The organism is Pseudomonas sp. JC1203 (assembly GCF_056175065.1).
Genome location: NZ_JBWCAM010000020.1, coordinates 87,377 through 105,323, shown reverse-complemented (window position 1 = coordinate 105,323; position 17,947 = coordinate 87,377). Strand labels below are relative to the sequence as shown.

General features: G+C 64.4%; 14 protein-coding genes. 6 read left to right on the top strand and 8 right to left on the bottom strand.

Annotated features, from left to right (window positions below; all coding sequences use genetic code 11):
* Positions 1 to 51: 51 nt before the first annotated feature.
* Complete coding sequence (locus AC0SZ7_RS25650; RefSeq protein WP_416426560.1) at positions 52 to 1,122, bottom strand: AI-2E family transporter; 1,071 nt, start codon at positions 1,120 to 1,122, stop codon at positions 52 to 54.
* A 35-nt stretch (positions 1,123 to 1,157) separates the two neighbouring features.
* Positions 1,158 to 1,397, bottom strand: coding sequence for a sulfurtransferase TusA family protein (locus AC0SZ7_RS25645; protein WP_475507010.1), 240 nt, complete (start codon positions 1,395 to 1,397; stop codon positions 1,158 to 1,160).
* Positions 1,398 to 1,526: 129 nt separating this feature from the next.
* On the opposite strand from AC0SZ7_RS25645, the gene AC0SZ7_RS25640 reads away from it, so the two are divergent.
* The 4 genes from AC0SZ7_RS25640 to AC0SZ7_RS25625 all read left to right on the top strand — a co-directional run bounded on the left by AC0SZ7_RS25640 (position 1,527) and on the right by AC0SZ7_RS25625 (position 7,837).
* The gene (locus tag AC0SZ7_RS25640) at positions 1,527 to 2,963 is read left to right on the top strand and encodes a M48 family metalloprotease (RefSeq protein WP_475507009.1); all 1,437 of its coding nucleotides are present in this window, start codon (positions 1,527 to 1,529) and stop codon (positions 2,961 to 2,963) included.
* A gap of 223 nt (positions 2,964 to 3,186) precedes the next feature.
* On the top strand, positions 3,187 to 6,294 hold the full coding sequence (locus AC0SZ7_RS25635; protein WP_475507008.1) for a transglycosylase domain-containing protein: 3,108 nt from the start codon (positions 3,187 to 3,189) through the stop codon (positions 6,292 to 6,294).
* A gap of 176 nt (positions 6,295 to 6,470) precedes the next feature.
* A complete protein-coding gene (locus AC0SZ7_RS25630; protein ID WP_475507007.1) occupies positions 6,471 to 7,055 on the top strand; it encodes a PadR family transcriptional regulator in 585 nt (194 codons plus the stop codon).
* Complete coding sequence (locus AC0SZ7_RS25625; protein ID WP_475507006.1) at positions 7,052 to 7,837, top strand: siderophore-interacting protein; 786 nt, start codon at positions 7,052 to 7,054, stop codon at positions 7,835 to 7,837. Before AC0SZ7_RS25630 ends, AC0SZ7_RS25625 begins: the two co-directional genes overlap by 4 nt.
* Before the next feature lie 106 nt (positions 7,838 to 7,943).
* On the opposite strand, the gene AC0SZ7_RS25620 is transcribed toward AC0SZ7_RS25625, so the two are convergent.
* Together AC0SZ7_RS25620 and AC0SZ7_RS25615 are read right to left on the bottom strand one after the other, a co-directional pair.
* Entirely contained in the window at positions 7,944 to 8,600 is a 657-nt protein-coding gene (locus AC0SZ7_RS25620) for a Pr6Pr family membrane protein (protein ID WP_475507005.1), read from the bottom strand.
* A gap of 5 nt (positions 8,601 to 8,605) precedes the next feature.
* On the bottom strand, positions 8,606 to 8,842 hold the full coding sequence (locus tag AC0SZ7_RS25615) for a VF530 family protein (protein WP_475507004.1): 237 nt from the start codon (positions 8,840 to 8,842) through the stop codon (positions 8,606 to 8,608).
* Between the two features lie 518 nt (positions 8,843 to 9,360).
* Here AC0SZ7_RS25615 and AC0SZ7_RS25610 point away from each other — a divergent pair.
* Both AC0SZ7_RS25610 and AC0SZ7_RS25605 read left to right on the top strand, forming a co-directional pair.
* On the top strand, positions 9,361 to 10,740 hold the full coding sequence (locus tag AC0SZ7_RS25610; protein WP_475507003.1) for a carbohydrate porin: 1,380 nt from the start codon (positions 9,361 to 9,363) through the stop codon (positions 10,738 to 10,740).
* 95 nt (positions 10,741 to 10,835) lie between these two features.
* Positions 10,836 to 13,256, top strand: a complete 2,421-nt coding sequence (locus AC0SZ7_RS25605; RefSeq protein WP_475507002.1) for a glucose/quinate/shikimate family membrane-bound PQQ-dependent dehydrogenase — start codon at positions 10,836 to 10,838, stop codon at positions 13,254 to 13,256.
* A 172-nt stretch (positions 13,257 to 13,428) separates the two neighbouring features.
* Here AC0SZ7_RS25605 and AC0SZ7_RS25600 read toward each other — a convergent pair whose 3' ends face one another.
* Genes AC0SZ7_RS25600 through AC0SZ7_RS25585 form a run of 4 tightly spaced genes read right to left on the bottom strand, consistent with a single transcriptional unit; the run spans position 13,429 to position 17,717 of the window.
* On the bottom strand, positions 13,429 to 13,854 hold the full coding sequence (locus AC0SZ7_RS25600; RefSeq protein WP_475507001.1) for a group I truncated hemoglobin: 426 nt from the start codon (positions 13,852 to 13,854) through the stop codon (positions 13,429 to 13,431).
* A gap of 1 nt (position 13,855) precedes the next feature.
* Positions 13,856 to 14,713: a DUF3034 family protein gene (locus tag AC0SZ7_RS25595; RefSeq protein WP_475507000.1), complete on the bottom strand. Its 858-nt coding sequence runs from the start codon at positions 14,711 to 14,713 to the stop codon at positions 13,856 to 13,858.
* 3 nt (positions 14,714 to 14,716) lie between these two features.
* Positions 14,717 to 17,065 carry a putative bifunctional diguanylate cyclase/phosphodiesterase gene (locus tag AC0SZ7_RS25590; RefSeq protein ID WP_475506999.1) on the bottom strand — a complete coding sequence of 783 codons (2,349 nt, stop codon included), beginning with the start codon at positions 17,063 to 17,065 and terminating at the stop codon, positions 14,717 to 14,719.
* Positions 17,049 to 17,717: a methylamine utilization protein gene (locus AC0SZ7_RS25585; protein WP_475506998.1), complete on the bottom strand. Its 669-nt coding sequence runs from the start codon at positions 17,715 to 17,717 to the stop codon at positions 17,049 to 17,051. The genes AC0SZ7_RS25590 and AC0SZ7_RS25585 overlap by 17 nt, the downstream gene beginning before the upstream one ends.
* Between the last annotated feature and the right edge of the window lie 230 nt (positions 17,718 to 17,947).

Here is a 17,947-nt window from a genome sequence, read left to right as displayed (position 1 = left end):
GCAAGGCTGCGTCCCACATCGCAGCGCCTGGGACGCGGCCTTCGGCCGCTGCTACAGAATGGGCGACACCTGCGGCTCGTTACGCGGCCACGCGTCCAGCACCGCCTTGAACAAGGTGGCCAGCGGAATCGCGAAGAAAATCCCCCAGAACCCCCACAACCCACCGAACAACAGCACCGCGCAGATGATCGCCACCGGGTGCAGGTTCACCGCACCGGCGAACAGCAGCGGCACCAGCACGTTGCCGTCCAGGGTCTGGATGATGCCGTACACCGCCATCAGGTAGATGAACTGGTCGCCCCAGCCCCACTGGAACAGGGCAATCAGGGTCACCGGCACGGTCACCACCACCGCGCCCACATAGGGCACCACCACCGACAGCCCCACCAGCAGCGCCAGCAGCGCGGCGTAGTTCAGCCCCAGCGCCACGAAGGCTATATAAGTGGCGACGCCGCAGATGATGATCTCGATCACCTTGCCGCGAATGTAGTTGGCGATCTGCCGGTTCATTTCCTGCCCCACCCGGGTAATCAGCGCCCGTTCGCGCGGCAGGTAGCCCTTTACCCAGCGGGCGATCATGACGCGGTCCTTGAGGAAGAAGAACACCAGGATCGGCACCAGCACGAAGTAGATCATGATGTTCACCAGCAGCGGCAGGCTCGATAGCGAGAACGTCAGCGCCCACTGGCCGAACTTGCCGATCTCGCCGCGCGCCGCCTCGATGGCCTGCAGCACCTGCTCGTCCGACACCAGGTGCGGGTAGCGCTCGGGCAACAGCAACAGCAGCGACTGCCACTTGCCGAGCATGCCCGGCAGCTCGTTGAACAGGGTGATCAGCTGGTGCCACAGCAGCGGCACCAGCACCAGCATGAACACCGCCAGGGCGCTCATGAACAGCGCGAACACCAACGCCACCGCCACCCCGGAAGGCACGCGCAGGCGCTCAAGGCCGGTAACCAGGCCCTGCATCAGGAACGCCAGGACCATGCCCGCCAGCACCGGCGCCAGCATGCCGCCCAGGGTGAGCACGGCGGTGAACGCCAGCACCAGCAATACCGTGAGCACCACCGCTTCTTCGTCCGAGAAGTAACGCTGTATCCAGTCGCGAAGCACTTTGAACATCAGTTTTCCTTGTTATGAAAAGCGGGCACGCACGCTCAGGCTTTCTTCAGCCAGTAGGTATAGACGCCGTCCTGAACAGTTTCGTGTAACAGGGCATGACCTGCCAACCGGGCGAAGGTCTGGAAATCGCGCTGGGAACCGGCGTCCGTGGCAATCACCTTCAGCACCGCGCCGGCGGCCAGGCGGTTGAGCTCCATCTTGGCCTTGAGCAATGGCAATGGGCAATTGAGACCGCTGGCGTCGAGCTCGGCGTCACACTGTACAGCGTCGGTCATGGGCTTTTTTCTCCTGGGCACGGCAGGCAGGCGGGGCTAGCCGCCTAGAATACCTCATGCGTGCCGCCCTCTGGTCGTGGAAGGATGACCCGGCTACAGTAAGGTCTTTCTCGACTCAGAGCCCAGTGCATGTCTTTATTGCGCCCCACCCTGCTGACGCTTGCCTGCCTGCTGGCCCTGCCGGGCCATGCCGACGACCTGCCGTCGCTTGGCGACGCCAGTTCGGCCATTGTCTCGCCGCAGCAGGAGCATGACCTGGGCCGTGCCTGGCTGGGCCTGCTGCGCAGCCAGGTCGGCCAATTGTCCGACCCGCAGCTCAAGGATTACGTCGAAACCACCGTGTACCGCCTGGCCGAAAGCAGCCAACTGCAGGACCACCGGCTGGAATTCATCCTGATCGACAGCAAGGAACTGAACGCCTTCGCGGCCCCCGGCGGCATCGTCGGCGTCAACGGCGGGCTGTTTCTCAATGCTGACACCGAAGGCCAGTACGCCGGCGTGATGGCCCACGAACTTTCCCACTTGGCGCAACGGCACTTCGCCCGCGGCGTGGAAGAACAGAAGCGCATGCAGATGCCGGTGATGGCCGCCTTGCTGACGGGCATCGTGCTGGCGGCTACCGGTGCCGGTGACGCCGGCATCGCCACCATCATGGGCAGCCAGGCCGCCGCCATCCAGTCGCAGCGGGCGTTCTCGCGTGAAAACGAGAGCGAGGCCGACCGTGTCGGCCTGGTCACCCTGCAGAAGGCCGGCTACGACCCGCGCAGCATGCCCGACATGTTCGAGAAGCTCGCCCGCCAGTACCGCTTCGACGCCAAGCCGCCGGAATTCCTGCTGACCCACCCGGTGACCGAGGCGCGTATCGCCGACACCCGCAACCGTGCCGAACAGTTCCCCAAGGGCGGCATCGAGGACAGCCTGCGCTTCCAGCTGATCAAGAAGCGCGTCGAACTCATCTACGAAGACACTCCCGGCATGGCCGCCAAGCGTTTCCGCGCCCTGCTGGACGAAAACCCCAAGTCGGACCCGGCCCGCTATGGCCTGGCCATCGCCCAGATCAAGGGCAGCCAGCTGAACGATGCCCGCGAGAACCTCAAGCCGCTGCTGGCCAAGGCGCCCAACGACATCACCTATAACCTGGCCGCAGTGGACCTCGACGTTGCCGCCAGCAAGCTGGGCGACGCCCAGGCGCGGGTCGACCGCCTGCTGGGCCTGTACCCCGGCAACTTCCCGCTCAACCAGGTGCGCGTCGACCTGCTGATCAAGCAGAACCGTACCGCCGACGCCGAGAAAGCCCTGGAAGACCTGCTGCGCTCGCGCCCCAATGACCCGGACGTGTGGAACCAGGTAGCCGACACCCGCGGCGCCAACGGCAACATCATCGGCCTGCACCAGGCCCGCGCCGAGTACTTCGCCCTGGAAGGCGACTTCCGCCAGGCCCAGCAGCAGCTGGACTTCGCCAAGCGGCGGGCGGCCAACAACTTCCAGCTGGCCTCGCGCATCGACGCCCGCCAGAAAGACCTGGCCGAGCAGGAGCGCATGGTCAAGGAAATGATGCGCGGCTGATGCTTCCCGGACGCGGCCTGCGGCCGCTGCTACACCCAAATTCCCGTAGCAGCGGCCGCCAGGCCGCGTCCGTAACCTTCAGCTATAATTTTTCCCCGCCAGCGAAGGAGTTAGCCGCGCCAACGGTTTTTTTCGCGGCACATTCGACAAATTTTTCACCAGTGACGGCCAGCGTCTAAGCTTCAGACAGGTACGATGAAATGACCTGACCGGGCTGACGACTATGGGCGCTTTGTGGCAAACAGAACCCACCAAGACTGCGGTACCCACCGAGAGTCCGGCTGAACCACCACCACCGAAAACCCCACGCCAGCGCCGTTTGTGGCGGCGCCTGTTCTGGCTGTTGGTGTTGATCGCCCTGGTGGCCCTGGCGTTCGCCATGCGTGCGGAAATGCGCACCTCGAAGCTGCAGGCGCGCGAATTCAGCCGCTACGCCAAAGACCTGACATACACCTTGCAGCCGGGCCCCAGCGACTCCATCGCCTACCCCGGTGAAGGCCCGTTCGACAAGCGTCTTGGCTACAGCGACCTGGGCCAGTTCCTGCCGCGCCTGCTCAAGCGTGACTACGCCATCCAGGCCCAGACCCGCTTCTCGCCCTCGCTGATGGCTTACTACGATCGCGGCCTGTTCATTCCCTACTCGGAAAAAATCCAGGCGGGCCTGTCGATCACCGACTGCAAGGCCGACGTACTCTATGAATTCCATTACCCGCAGCAGCTGTACGCGCAGTTCCAGGACATTCCCCCGGTGGTGGTCAACAGCCTGCTGTTCGTGGAGAACCGCAGCCTGCTCGACCCGCGCGAACCGGCGCTGAACCCGGCGGTGGACTGGCCGCGCTTCGGCAAGGCGGCCTACACCCAGGTGGCGAAGGTATTTTCCCTACCCGGCCAGTCCGCTGGCGGCAGCACCCTGGCCACGCAGCTGGAGAAATACCGCCACTCCCCCGACGGCCTGACCGTGTCCGGCGGCGAGAAGATCCGCCAGATGATCTCGGCCAGCGTGCGCGCCTACCAGGACGGCCCCGACACCCTGGAAGCGCGCCAGCGCATCGTGCGTGACTACCTCAACAGCGTGCCGCTGTCGGCGGTGCCCGGCCATGGCGAAGTGCACGGCATGGCCGAGGGCCTGCGCGTGTGGTACGGCGCCGATTTCAACCGGGTCAACCAGGTGCTGGCGTCCAGCGACAACAGCCCGAAAATAATGGCCGAACGCGGCAAGGCGCTGCGTGAAGTGCTGTCGCTGATGATTGCCCAGCGCCGGCCTTCGCACTTCCTGTCCAAGGGCCATGACGAACTGGCGCAGCTCACCGACAGCCACATCCGCCTGCTGGCCGCCAACAATGTCATCGACCAGCCGCTGGCCGATGCCGCCCTGGCCAGCAAGGTCAGTTACCGCGACTGGGTGCTGGAGCCGACCATTCAACCCATCGAGACCAACAAGGGCATCAGCGTCGCGCGCACGCGGCTGTCCACCTTGCTCAACCGGCCGCTGTACGACCTCGACCGGCTGGACCTGTCGGCCACCAGCACCTTGCAGAACGACCTGCAAGTGCAAGTGACCGACTACCTCAAGCACCTGGCCGACCCGGCATACGCCCAGCAACTGGGGCTGATCGGCGAACACCTGCTGACACCCGCCAGCACCCCCGAGGTGAAATACAGCTTCACCCTGATGGAGCGCACCGCCGACGGCTCGCGCGTGCGGGTGCAGACCGACAACACCGACCAGCCCTTCGACATCAACGAGGGCAGCAAGCTGGAACTGGGCTCGACGGCGAAGATGCGGGTGATGACCAGCTACCTGGAGATCGTCAGCGAACTGCACGACCGCTATGCCGCGCAGGCCCCTGCCGAGCTGAAAAAGGCCGACATCAACGAACAGGACCGCCTCAGCCGCTGGGCCGTGGACTACCTGATCCAGAACAAGGACCACGCCCTCAAGCCCATGCTCGACGCCGCCCTGGAGCGCAAATACTCCGCCAGCCCCGGCGAAAGTTTCTTCACCGGCGGCGGCATGCACACCTTCAAGAACTTCCGCAACGAAGACAACGGGCGCATTCCCACGCTCAAGGAAGCCCTGCGCGAATCCATCAACCTGCCGTTCATTCGGCTGATGCGCGACATCGTCCGCTACACCACCTACAACGGCCCCAACAACAGCGCCGAACTGCTCAAGGACGACGGCGACCCGCGCCGCCAGGAATACCTGGCACGTTTCGCCGACAAGGAAGGCAGCGATTTCCTGCTGCGCTTCTATAAGCGCTACCAGGGCAAAAGCGCCCAGGAACGCCTGGACACCTTCCTGGACGGCCTGCACCCCACCGCCTCGCACCTGGCCGCCGTGCATCGCTACCTGTACCCCACGGCCAGCCAGGCCACTTTCGAAAGCTTCGTGCGTTCGCACCTGGGCAAGGGCGAGACCGTCACCGAAAAACGCCTGGGCGAGTACTACGACAGCTACGGCCCCGGCCACTGGGACCTGCCCGACCAGGGCTACATTGCCCGCGTGCACCCGCTGGACCTGTGGCTGGTGGGCTACCTGATGCAACACCCGGACGCCAAATTCAGCGAAGCGGTGACCGCCAGCCATTTCGAGCGCCAGGAGGTCTATGGCTGGCTGTTCAAAAGCCGCCACAAGAGCGCCCGCGACAGCCGCATCCGCACCATCCTGGAAATCGAGGCATTCCTCGACATTCACCGGCGCTGGGCACGCCTGGGCTACCCCTTCGACCACCTGGTGCCGTCGCTGGCCACCGCCATCGGCAGCTCCGGCGACCGCCCCGCCGCCCTGGCCGAGCTGATCGGCATCATCCAGAACGACGGCGTGCGCCTGCCGGTGCTGCGCATCGACAGCCTGCACTTCGCCGCCGGCACCCCGTATGAAACCGAGGTGATGGCAGCGCCGGACAAGGCCCGCCAGGTGCTCAAGCCGGAAATCGCCCAGGCCATGCGCGAAGCGTTGTCGCAGGTGGTGGACGCCGGTACCGCGCGGCGCGTGTCGGGCAGCTTCAAGACTGCCGACGGCACCGCGCTGGTAATGGGCGGCAAGACCGGCACCGGCGACAACCGCATCGAAAGCTTTGGCGCGCGTGGCCGGCTGTTGGGCTCCAAGGCCATCAACCGCACCGCCACGTTCGTGTTCTACATTGGCCAGAACCACTTCGGCACCCTCACCGCCTTCGTTCCCGGCCGCGCCGCCGAAGGCTTCCGCTTCACCTCGGCGCTGCCGGTGCAGGTGCTCAAGGGCATGGCACCGATGCTGACGCCGTACGTGCAGCCGGGCGCAGCCACGCAATGCAAGGTGCCCCAGCAAAGCACCGCCGCCCGGTAACCTGTAGCAGCGGCCGCCAGGCCGCGTCCAACGCCAACACGAATGCGGCGCCTGTGACGCGGCCTGTGGCCGCTGCTACAGGGACCGTGTTGAGAACCATTCGTATTTTGTGCTTGCACAATCTTAAGATATATCTTACGGTATATCTTAACTAACCAAGCGAAGAGAAAAAGACGATGAGAGACCACCATCACCCACACCCCCGCCGCGAACTCGGTGACGGCCACGACGGCCTGGAACGCCGCCCCGGCCGCGAACGCGGTGGCCGCGGCCCGCGCGTGTTCGCCCCCGGCGACCTGAAATTGCTGCTGCTGGCCCTGGTGGCCGAGCAGCCCTGCCACGGCTACGACCTGATCCGCCAGATCGAAGGCATGTTCGACGGCGCCTACAGCCCAAGCCCTGGCGTCATCTACCCCACCCTGACCTTCCTGGAAGAAAGCGAACTGGTCCAGGGCGACGCCCAGGGTGGCAAGAAGCTTTACACCGTGACCGACGCCGGCCGTGCCTCGCTGGGTGATCAGGCCATTGCCCTGGAAGGCGTGCGCACCCGCATCGATGTGAGCAAGCGCGCCCTGCGCGGCCATGACCGCCCAGCCGAGATTCACGAAGCCGTACATAACCTGCGCCACGCCCTGCAACTGCACCATGGGCGCTGGAGCCCCGATGAGATCGTGCGGGTCCGCGACCTGCTCACCAGTACCGCCAAGGCCATCGTCGATGGCCCCGCCACTGCCTATACCGCTCAGGAGAAGTCCGTATGAAGGTTGAGAACACCCAAGGCGTACATCGCGTGATGCACGAAATCAAACGCCGCCGCCTGGATGTGCTGCGCGTCACCCAGCTCACCCCGCGCATGCGCCGCATCACCGTGGGCGGCCCGGAGCTGGAAGGCTTCCTGAGCCTGGGCGCCGACGACCACATCAAGCTGATGTTTGCCCGCAACGCCGAGGAGCAGGCCGCCCTGCTGACCCTGAAGCTGGGCGGCCCCAGCGAAGGGCCGAAACCGGCCATGCGCGACTACACCCCACGGCGCATTGACCTGGCCGCCGGTGAGCTGGATATCGACTTCGTGATTCACGGTGACGGCCCTGCCTCCACCTGGGCCGAACAGGCCGCACCGGGGCAACACCTGTACATCGGCGGCCCGCGCAGCTCCACCATCGTCCCGGATATCTTCGACAGCTACCTGCTGATCGGCGATGAAACTGCCATCCCGGCCATTGCCCGACGCCTGGAAGAACTGCCAGCCAACCGCAAGGCGCTGGTGGTGATCGAGATCGAGAACGCCCAGGAACAGCAGGTGCTGCACAGCGCCGCCCAAGTGGAAGTGATCTGGGTGGAACGCCATGCCAGCGAAAACGCCCTGCTGGATGCCGTGACTGCGCTGACCATTCCAGAAGGCCAGCTGTACGCCTGGGTAGCCACCGAAGCGGCGCTGTCGCGGCAGGTGCGCAAGGTGCTGCTGGACCACCACAACCTGGGCGAGTCCGCCGAGGTCAAGGCCGTGGGCTACTGGCGCCTGGACGAAAACGACGAAGGCTGATGCCGCCGTAGCAGCTGCCGAAGGCTGCGTCCGAGGCCACCCGCAAAACCGCGGCGCCTGGGACGCGGCCTGCGGCCGCTGCTGCGGAGGCTGCGTCAGGCCGCTGCTACGCGAGTGCGCGGCGGGCTTGCCAGCGGTCCACGCCCACCAAGGCGAAGGAAATGGCCACGAACCCCAGCAGAATCACCAACGCATTCACCACCACCCGCCCATACCCCAGCGTCCCCACATCGATGAACGGATAGGGGTACACGCCGATCTCGTTGCCGCGCAGCAGGCAATAGCCGAAATACACGATGGGATAGACCATCCACGCCACCACGTGCCGGGCCTGCAGGCTGCCCTTGGGCACGCACCACCACCAGAACGCCACGAACACCGGCGGCAGAATGTCATGCAGCAGCTCGTTCACCACCCACTGCAGCCCTTGCGGATGCCAGGTGTTGCGCAGCAGCAGGCTGTACGCCACGCCCACCAGAATGATGCTCGCCGCAACCCCCGAACTCACCCATGGCCGCAGCCAGAACGACGGCGCGCGGCTGCGCTGCGCCCGCACGGTGGCTGTCAGCACGATGGCCACCAGGGTATTGGTGAGAATGGTGAAGTAGCTGAAAAAGTGCAGCACCCCGCCTACCAGGCTCGCCTGGTCAGCCAGGCGCCCCTGCAGAATCAACAGCAGCTGCACCGTCAACGCCAGCCAGGCGGCCCAGGCCGCTACCGTGACGAACAGCCGCTGGGGGCGCGATTGCAGGGGGTAATGCATACAGGTCAGTCCTCGACAGGTCGTTTGGTGCGGGCCAGCTTCACGTACAGGCGCTCCACCTTCTCGCGCGCCCAGGGCGTCTTGCGCAGGAAAGTCAGGCTCGACTTGATGCTGGGGTCGCTTTTGAAGCAACGGATATCAATGCGCTCCGCCAACCCTTCCCAGGTGTAGTGGGTAACCAGGGCGTTGAGGATCTGCTCCAGCGTGACACCGTGCAGCGGGTTGTTTGTGGTTTGGGTCATGCCTGGCTCCAGCCGTGTGAGGGGTGCGCACCATAGCCGAGCCATACGGCAGCGGGAAGACCTTAGCGCCCCGGCGCGGTCGGTCTAATCGGCGTTTTCTGCGTACCTTGTAGGATATTTCCTAATTTACCACTGCGCGGCGGGCGTGGCCGTGGCTGGCAGATTTAACCGCGGCGGCGTGACGCGGCCTTATGGCCGCTGCTACACGGGCGGGCGGCGCTTGTTCGACTGCGCATTACTAAAGATTAAGCCACCGCGCACGTTCGCCCATGGACACTGAAGAAATTTTCATGGCTGCGAAAGGTCGATATTCAGGCGGTTCGGCGGGCCCCGGCTATTGTTACGCCACTAGCAACTATGCATGTTGCATAAGCGTCTTTTAATAACAAAAAAACCTCTATATCCTCCGCCACCCGCAACTGAAACGATTTTTTTGCGTAATAAAACCTACATTCTCCATTGACATTAATGCCATCGAAGAATGTACCGTTTGGTTAATAATTAAAGATCCTTAATAAATGCCAAAATTCGAACTTCGCCGCGCCCGCGTCGCCGGCCGCATCAACGTATCGCCTGCCCTGCGCCTGCTGGGCGGCATGACTGCCCTGGGCCTGGCCTCCTGCGTACAGGCCGCGCCGGCCTTCGACGCCGACTCGCCCTACATGCTGGGCGACTGGGGCGGCAAGCGCACCGAGCTGCACGACCTGGGCTACGACTTCAAGATGGAGTACGTGGGCGAGTCGGGTTCGAACCTGCACGGTGGCTACAACCATGACCACGCCACCCGCTACAGCGACCAGTTCGCGCTGGGCGTGCACATGGACCTGCAGAAGATTCTGGGCTGGCACGACGCCGAGTTCCAGCTGACCCTGACCGACCGCAACGGTGACAACATCACCAACGACCGCGTGGCCGACCCACGCACCGGCGGCATCAGCTCGTCCCAGGAAGTCTATGGCCGTGGCAGCATCGTGCGCCTCACGCAGATGTACTACGAGCAGAAGTTCTTCGACCAGAAGCTCGACATCAAGGTCGGCCGCTTTGGCGAAGGCGAAGATTTCAACAGCTTCCAGTGCGACTTCCAGAACCTGGGCTTCTGCGGCTCGCAGGTGGGTAACTGGGCCACTGGCATCTGGTACAACTGGCCGGTCAGCCAATGGGCTGCACGCGTCAAATACCACCTGAACGACGAAGTGTACGCACAGGTTGGCGCCTATGCCCTGAACCCGTCGAACCTGGAAAATGGTAACGGTTTCAAATTGAACAACGCCGGCAACGAAGGCGCCGTGCTGCCGGTCGAGCTGGTGTGGACGCCGAAGGTCAACGGCCTGCCGGGCGAATACCGCGTGGGTTACTACTACAGCACCGCCAACGCCAAGGACGTCTACAAGGACAGCAACGGCCAACCAGCGGCGCTGACCGGTGACGACTACCGCTCCAGCTCCAGCAAGCATGGCTACTGGCTGACCCTGAACCAGCAACTGACCTCCCAGGCCAGCGACCAGTCGCGCGGCCTGAGCGTGTTCGGCAACGTCACCGTCCACGACAAGAAGACCAACATGGTCGACAACTATGTCCAGGCCGGCGTCGTCTACAAAGGCCTGCTCGATGCCCGTCCGAAAGACGACGTCGGCATCGCCGTGGCACGCATCCACGTGAACCCTGCCTACCGCAAGAACGAAGAAGCCACCAACGCCGCCAATGGCGTGACTGACTACAACGACCCTGCGTACATGCCGATCCAGCGCACCGAAACCAGCGTCGAGCTGAACTACGGCGTGCACGTGACCAACTGGCTGACCGTGCGCCCGAACCTGCAATACATCAAGCACCCGGGTGGCGTCGATGAAGTCGACAACGCACTGGTCGCCGGCATCAAGGTGCAGAGCTCTTTCTAACAACAATTCAACTTTACGGAAGAAGTTAACCAGACCACGGGCGTAGGGCACCTGAACTACGCTCGCTTACTCAAACGTAACGGAGAAACCACACTATGAGCACTGAAAGTGCTTTCAGTCGGGGTCGCCTCGCGCCGAGCTTGCTCGGCCTGGTGATGCTGCTAATGGGCCTCGGCCTGCTGGCCGGAGGTGTCAAGCTCGCCACCCTGGGCGGCTCCCTGTACTACGTCATCGCCGGACTTTTCCTGGTGGTTACTGGCGTCCTGCTGCTGACGGGTCGTTCCGTCGCGCTGGGCGTCTACGCCATCTTCCTGCTGGGCAGCACCGTCTGGTCGCTGGCCGAAACCGGCCTGGACTGGTGGCAACTGGTGCCACGCCTGTCGCTGTGGTTCGTGCTGGGCCTGCTGCTGTGGCTGCCATGGTTCCGCAAGCCACTGGTACTGCGTGAAGCCGCGCCAAAAGGTACCTCGGTACTGGGCGTTGCCGTTGTACTGGCCGGTGCCTGCGCCGTTGCCGCACAGTTCACCAGCTACGGTGACATCAGCGGCGACCTGGGTCGCGACACTGCCGACACCACCAGCGCCGCCCCTGCCCAGCCTGATGGCGACTGGCAGTCGTACGGCCGCACCGAGTTCGGTGAGCGCTACTCGCCGCTCAAGCAGATCACCCCGGACAACATCGGCAAGCTGACTGAAGCCTGGCGTATTCGCACCGGCGACCTGCCGACCGCGAAAGACCCGGTAGAGCTGACCAACGAAAACACCCCGCTGAAGGTCAACGGCATGCTGTACGCATGTACTGCCCACAGCAAGGTGCTGGCCCTGGACCCGGACACCGGCAAGGAAATCTGGCGCTACGACCCGCAACTGCAGGGTCCTAACGACAACGACTTCCGTGGCTGGGCGCACATGACCTGCCGTGGCGTTTCGTACTACGACGAAGCCGCCTACAGCAAGTCCGACGCCATCAGCGTGCCGGCTGCCCTGTCGGCCGCCGGCCAGGCCGTGGCCACCAGCTGCCCACGCCGCCTGTACCTGCCGACCGCCGACGCGCGCCTGATCGCGCTGAACGCCGACACCGGCAAGGTCTGCGAAGACTTCGGCAACAAAGGTGCCGTGGACCTGCGCGCCAACATCGGCAAGTTCACCCCGGGCGGCTACTACGCCACCTCGCCTGCTGCCATCACCCGTAACCTGGTGATCATCGGCGGCCACGTGACCGACAACGAATCCACTGACGAGCCTTCGGGCGTGATCCGTGCGTACGACGTGCACGACGGCCACCTGGTATGGAACTGGGACGCCGGCAACCCGGACGAAACCGCTCCAATCGCCGAAGGCAAGTTCTACACCCGCAACTCGCCGAACATGTGGTCGCTGGCCAGCGTCGACGAGAAGCTGGGCATGATCTACCTGCCACTGGGCAACCAGATGCCTGACCAATGGGGCGGCAACCGCACCCCAGAGTCGGAGAAATTCAGTGCCGGCACCGTGGCCCTGGACATCGACACCGGCAAGCTGAAGTGGAACTACCAGTTCACCCACCACGACCTGTGGGACATGGACGTGCCGGCCCAGCCGTCGCTGATCGACCTGAAAACCCCGAGCGGCGTGAAACAGGCGCTGATCCAGCCGACCAAGCAAGGCAGCCTGTACGTGCTGGACCGCGCAACCGGCCAGCCGATCGTGCCGATCCAGGAAGTCGACGCGCCGAAAGGTGCCGTGGAAGGCGACCACAGCTCGCCAACCCAGGCTCGTTCGGAACTGAACATGCTGCCACCTGAGCTGAATGAAAAGGCCATGTGGGGCGTGACGCCGTTCGACCAGCTGCTGTGCCGCATCCAGTTCAAGTCGCTGCGTTATGAAGGCCAGTACACCCCTCCGTCGGTCCAGGGCAGCATCATCTACCCAGGCAACGTCGGTGTGTTCAACTGGGGTGCGGTCTCGATCGACCCCGTGCGCCAGATGCTGTTCGCCAGCCCGAACTACATGGCCTTCGTTTCCAAGCTGGTGCCACGTGCCCAGGTGGAAGCCGGCAGCAAGCGTGAAAGCGAAACCAGCGGCGTGCAGCCGAACAGTGGCGCCCCGTACGCCGTGATCATGCACCCGCTGATGTCGCCGTTCGGCGTACCGTGCCAGGCACCTGCCTGGGGCTACGTTGCCGGTGTCGACCTGACCACCAGCAAGGTGATCTGGAAGCACAAGAACGGCACCAGCCGTGACAGCTCGCCGATCCCACTGGGCCTGACCCTGGGCGTCCCAAGCATGGGCGGCTCGATGATCACTGCCGGTGGTGTTGGTTTCCTGAGCGGCACCCTGGACCAGTACATCCGTGGCTACGACGTCAAGACCGGCAAGAAACTGTGGGAAAGCCGCCTGCCGGCTGGCGGTCAGTCGACGCCTATGACCTACACCGGCAAGGACGGCGAGCAGTATGTGCTGTCGGTTGTCGGCGGCCATGGCTCGCTGGGCACCAAGATGGACGACTACATCATTGCTTACAAGCTGTCCAAGTAAGGCTTTGATGTAACGAAAAACGGCTCCCCAGGGAGCCGTTTTTTTATGGGTTGGTTTTTTGGCGGACAGGCTTGATTTTTGTGGTGGTCATCAGATCGAGCGCCGCCCGCGCGGCGCTCGATCTGATGAACGCTAAAAATCTAGCGCCTGGCCCCAGGAAGCGCCGCCTCCGCTACTTCTCGATCACTTCCCCACGCATCGGCGCCAACCGCGCAATCAACCGATTCTGCGCCGTCACCGGCACACCCTGGTCTTCCATGGCCTTGATCAGGTCCTCCACCAACGCATTGAAATCACTGCGGGTCAGGTGCTGCCCCTTGTGCGACTCGGCCATGGTGTCACCGGTGTAGGTGCAGGGCCCGCCCGCCTCGACGCAGAACTGCTCGATCAGCTTGTCACGCAGGCGGGTGATGTTGATGTTGCGGAAGTGTTCGACGATGCGCTCGTCATGGGCGATGTGCAGCAGCATGCCCTCGACAATCCGGGTGATGCCGGGCTTGGCGCCCAGGTCGCGGTACAGGCTATCGTCCTTGGGTGGCTGGGTGTTCGCGGTGCAGGCGCCGAGCAGCAAGGCGGTGGCAAGCAACAGGCGGCGCATGTCAGTAGCTCCCCTGAATCGACAGGTACGTGCCGTTCTGGTTGTCCAGGGTGGCGATCTCGCCCAGGCGCGCGTAGGCCAGCACCACGGACACGTGTTTGTTGGGGAACCAGCCTACGAACAGGTCGGCCCAATCGCTCTCACCGGAAAACGACAGGTTGTCAGGCTTTTCCTTGTACTCCAGGCCCACTGCCCAGCGCGGGTTGAACAGCACGGCCACCGAGCCTTCCTTGAGCACGCTGCGGGTGTCGCGGCGGTCACCGCCAAAACCCAGCAGGCCCAGTTCGTTGGCGCGGCTGTAGCGCAGGTTGCCGTTCACCAGCAGGTCGTAGCCGAAGGCGCCGCCGATGAACAGGCGGCTGGCCGCCAGGTAGCCCTCGACGTCGGAGTCGCGCTTGGCGCCGACCATCTGCGGGATCTCGAAGTTGTTGTCGTGCTTGTACTCAAGCCCCAGGGACACCTGGGGCAACTGGTCGTAGATCAGGTCGCCGAACAGGCGCACCTTCACGCCGAAGATGTCCTGGCCCAGGCTGCTCTGCGGCAGGTTGAGCTGGTGCCCCAGGGTGCCGAGGTCGAAGCGCTGGTGCGCGTAGGAGACTTCCACGCGGTTGTCGTAGCTGGCCGCCAACCCCACCACATCGAGGTTGTAGTCGGGCAGGTCGACATGGGTGCCGAACGCCGTGGCGCCCCACTCACCCTGCTCGCCATAGCCGGCCAGCACCGCCCAGGGGTTGATGCCACCACCCGCCGCGCCATCCAGGCTGGACGCGCCACCGGTGGCCAACAGGCGCCCCTGGTCCGCCACGGCGACCGAAGACAGGCACAACGAACACAGCAGCAGGGACAATCGACGTGTCATATTTCAATGGACCATGGCAGACAAGGAAGGCAGGGGTTTCTTCAGCCAGGCCTCGAAGGCCGCGGCGGTGAGCGGGCGGCTGATCAGGTAGCCCTGGGCCGTGTCGCAGTGCCAGCGCTCCAGCAGGCGCAGGCTGTGTTCGTATTCGACGCCCTCGGCCACCACCTTGAGGCCCAGGTTGTGGCTCATCTCGATGGTGGAACGCACGATCACCGCGTCCTCGCTGGTTTCATCCAGGTTGCGCACGAACGACTGGTCGATTTTCAGCTCCTGCACCGGCAGGCGCTTGAGGTGCGCCAGCGACGAATAGCCGGTGCCGAAGTCGTCCACCGACAGGCTGATGCCACACTCGCGCAGGCGGTGAAGCACCTTCAGGGCCGACTCCGGCTCGCGCATGATGGCGCTTTCGGTGATCTCGAATATCAGCTGCCCGGCGGGCACGCTGTACAGTTTGAGCAGCGCCGAGACGCGGTCGGCCAGGTCCTGGCCCAGCAGGTCATCGGCGGAGATGTTTAGCGACAGCTGCACGCGCATGCCGCGGCCGTTCCATTCGCTGAGCTGGCGGATACCTTCCTCGATCACCCAGCGGGTCAGCAACTGGATGCTGCCGGTGCGCTCGGCCAGCTCGATGAACTCGCCGGGCGAGACGATGCCCAGCTGCGGGTGGTGCCAGCGCAGCAGCGCCTCCGCCTGGCGCACCTGGCCCTGGCGGATGTCCAGCTTGGGCTGGTAGTTGAGCAGCAGCTCGCCGTTGTCGGCAGCGCGGCGCAGGTCGCGGATCAGGCGAATCTGGCGCTGGTGCGCCAGGTCGCGGCCCTGCTCGTACACCTGCAGGCGGCCGGGCATCTGCGAGGCATCCTTGAGCGCCACGGCGGCGCGGCCCAGCAGCTCTTCGGCATTGGCGCCATCGGCGGGGAACGCAGCAATGCCGATGCGGCAGTCCAGGGCCACGTCGTGGCCGTTGAAGCGGTGGGGCTTGAGCAGCAGCTGCTGGAGTTTGTCCGCGCGGGCCACGGCGCTGTCGCTGTCGGTGTGTTCCAACAGCAGCAGGAATTCATCGGCGATCAAGTGCGCCAGGGTGTCGCCGGGCGTCAGCGTGGCTTGCAGGCGTTGCCCCACCTGTTTCAGCAGGCCGTCGACGAACGCCGGGCCGGCGCCTTCGCTCAGTGCCCGCAGGTTGTCCACGCCCAGGTACAGCAGGGCCATGGGCCGGTTGGCAGCGATGGCGCTGCTCAGGCGTTCCATGGCCAGCGTGCGGTTGGGCAGGCCGGTGAGGCTGTCATGCAGGGCGTTGTGGGCCAGCTGCTGTTCGCGTTCGGCAATGCCTTCGCGCATGTGGTTGAAGGCCTTGGCCAGTACCCCCAGCTCGTCACGACGTTCCAGGTCCACCGGGCTCTGGTAGTCGCCATTGCCGATACGCTGGGCCGCCTGGGCCAGCACCTGCACCGGCTGCGAGACGCTGCGCGCCAGCAGCAGCGCGCCGGCCAGGGACGCCGCCAGCGCCGCCAGGGCGATCACCAGAATGGTGTTATCCAGCGTCGCGAAGGCATGCAGGGCCTCGTCCAGCGGGCTTTGCAGCAGGGCGATGACCTGGCCGCCGTCGCTGTCATCGAGCATCAGCGGCTGGCTGAGGTAGCGGCGGTGGTCATGGGTGGCCAGCGACACCTGGTGGCTGGCGCCGTTGGCCAGCATCCACTCGGTGATGGAGCCCTGCAGCTCGTCGGGCTGGGTGCTGACCAGCTTGCCCAGTTGCCCGCTGTCACGGGACAGGAACGACACCTGCAGGTTGGTCAGGGTATGCAGCTCTTGCGCCAGCGCGGCGTCCATGACGAAGCCCACCACCACCCGGCCGATGGGCAGCGGCGCCATCACCGGCGCTTCCACCAGCAGGTGCGGCTCACCGCGCAAGGGCACGATCAACATCGACTGGTTCTGCCGCCGCGCATCGCGCAGCGCCTGGTCGAAACGGAAGGGGCTGCCATCCTGCAATTCGGCAACGGTACTGGCCATGACCTTGCCGTCCATGCTTAGCAGGATCATGTCGCTGGCGCCGATGCGCGAACCGTGGTTGGCCAGGGCCGAGCGAATGGTGGCCGAGTCGCCGCTGGCCACCGCGTCGCGGAAGCCAAAGTCGGCGGCCAGCAGCTGCGCGGCGTCCTTCAGGCGCTTGCCGCGCGCGTCCAACAGGCGCTCGAATACCCGCGCACCCAGCTGCAGCTGATCGGTGGCCTGGGACCGCACCGCGTCGGTGGTGGCCAACTTCACCGACAGGGTCAGCGCGGCAATCACCACCAGCAGCAACAGAATCAGGACGCAGGCAATGCGTGCCTGGAAACTACTTCTCAGTTTCACGGACAGCTTTATTGAAGGCATCGCCGAAGCCACTCGTTTCAGGAGCATGGGGGGTGTCGGCCGCGGACGGCGCCACCGTGAGGTTCCAGGAACGCTGCAGGCCGCTGGCGGCGACGTCGATGGCGCCACCGCTGACGGTTTGCATGTCGGGCAACTGCGGGTGCCACAGGGTGACCTGATAATGGCCTGGCGGCACGTCCAGGCTCAGGCTGCCGTCGGCACCACTGACGGCAAACCACGGATCATCGGTCACGTAGATATAACCCAGCATCCAGTCATGAATGTTGCAACCCAGCACCACTACCCCGGGTTTATCGAACAGCAGTGGCTTGGTCGGCGTCCCTTCGTACAAGCGTAGTTCGAAACGCTTGGGGGTTGAGAACGAATACACCTGGTGGCGGATGTTGTCGCTGTTGGGAAACTTGATGTTGGTGCCGGTGTGCACGGCGAGCACGTGGGGCACGAACTCCTGCTTGACCTGGTCCATGTCGGCGTTGGCCACCGCGTTGCCCGGGCCCTGGCCCTGCAGGCTGAGCACGGCGCCGGGCAGCGGCTTGCCGGCGGGGTCGACGATTTGCACTTTCAATGGCGCGGCCACGCACGCGGCGGACACGTACAGGCCCAGGAGCGTTGCAGCAACATGCTTGAACATTTTCGCCATAGCGGCACCCAAGGTCAGAAATCAGAATGCGCCAGCCTTGGCAATCGCGTGCCCCGGCAGGTTAACCGTACCGGACAAAGAGATCACGCGGAAAAAAGCGGCAAATAGCCATCACTGAATTTTCCCGACGAAAGGCGGCGAGCCAGGCCGGCGAGAATAGCACTTGATCGTCTATTTCGCGGCCTGCACGGCAGCTTGTGTGCAGGTGCCGGGGGTATATG

Bases quoted from the DNA above. Each gene is read 5' to 3' on its own strand.
- AC0SZ7_RS25635 (WP_475507008.1), top strand. From the start codon at position 3,187: ATGGGCGCTTTGTGGCAAACAGAACCCACCAAGACTGCGGTACCCACC.
- AC0SZ7_RS25650 (WP_416426560.1), bottom strand. From the start codon at position 1,122: ATGTTCAAAGTGCTTCGCGACTGGATACAGCGTTACTTCTCGGACGAA.
- AC0SZ7_RS25625 (WP_475507006.1), top strand. From the start codon at position 7,052: ATGAAGGTTGAGAACACCCAAGGCGTACATCGCGTGATGCACGAAATC.
- AC0SZ7_RS25645 (WP_475507010.1), bottom strand. From the start codon at position 1,397: ATGACCGACGCTGTACAGTGTGACGCCGAGCTCGACGCCAGCGGTCTC.
- AC0SZ7_RS25620 (WP_475507005.1), bottom strand. From the start codon at position 8,600: ATGCATTACCCCCTGCAATCGCGCCCCCAGCGGCTGTTCGTCACGGTA.
- AC0SZ7_RS25585 (WP_475506998.1), bottom strand. From the start codon at position 17,717: ATGTTCAAGCATGTTGCTGCAACGCTCCTGGGCCTGTACGTGTCCGCC.
- AC0SZ7_RS25605 (WP_475507002.1), top strand. From the start codon at position 10,836: ATGAGCACTGAAAGTGCTTTCAGTCGGGGTCGCCTCGCGCCGAGCTTG.
- AC0SZ7_RS25610 (WP_475507003.1), top strand. From the start codon at position 9,361: ATGCCAAAATTCGAACTTCGCCGCGCCCGCGTCGCCGGCCGCATCAAC.
- AC0SZ7_RS25640 (WP_475507009.1), top strand. From the start codon at position 1,527: ATGTCTTTATTGCGCCCCACCCTGCTGACGCTTGCCTGCCTGCTGGCC.
- AC0SZ7_RS25595 (WP_475507000.1), bottom strand. From the start codon at position 14,713: ATGACACGTCGATTGTCCCTGCTGCTGTGTTCGTTGTGCCTGTCTTCG.
- AC0SZ7_RS25600 (WP_475507001.1), bottom strand. From the start codon at position 13,854: ATGCGCCGCCTGTTGCTTGCCACCGCCTTGCTGCTCGGCGCCTGCACC.
- AC0SZ7_RS25615 (WP_475507004.1), bottom strand. From the start codon at position 8,842: ATGACCCAAACCACAAACAACCCGCTGCACGGTGTCACGCTGGAGCAG.
- AC0SZ7_RS25630 (WP_475507007.1), top strand. From the start codon at position 6,471: ATGAGAGACCACCATCACCCACACCCCCGCCGCGAACTCGGTGACGGC.